1 protein-coding gene is annotated in these 242 nt (G+C 31.8%); it reads right to left on the bottom strand.

All coding sequences use genetic code 11. The features are described 5' to 3' along the window. Window positions 1-242: hypothetical protein (locus GFU93_RS03250; protein ID WP_160567237.1), on the bottom strand; the 242-nt coding region annotated here is incomplete at both ends.

Here is a 242-nt window from a genome sequence, read left to right as displayed (position 1 = left end):
CAAGAGTATCATATACCCAGGGGATTTCTGCCCATGCTTTTTTTATTAGTTCTCTGTTCGGCCTATATTCGGCCAAAAAAACTCCTCTTGCCTTTGATTCTTCTATTGTCTCACTTATCTGAATTACTCTTGTTTTATCTTCAGCATCTATACCACATCCTATTATAATTATTAGGAAAAAACTACTAAAAGCTATTTGTATCTTTTTATTCATACCATTATTCGTATCCGTATAAAAAAAA

This window comes from Apibacter sp. B3546 (assembly GCF_009827885.1).
Taxonomy (GTDB): Bacteria; Bacteroidota; Bacteroidia; order Flavobacteriales; family Weeksellaceae; genus Apibacter.
This window is presented reverse-complemented; position numbering and strand designations above follow the sequence as displayed.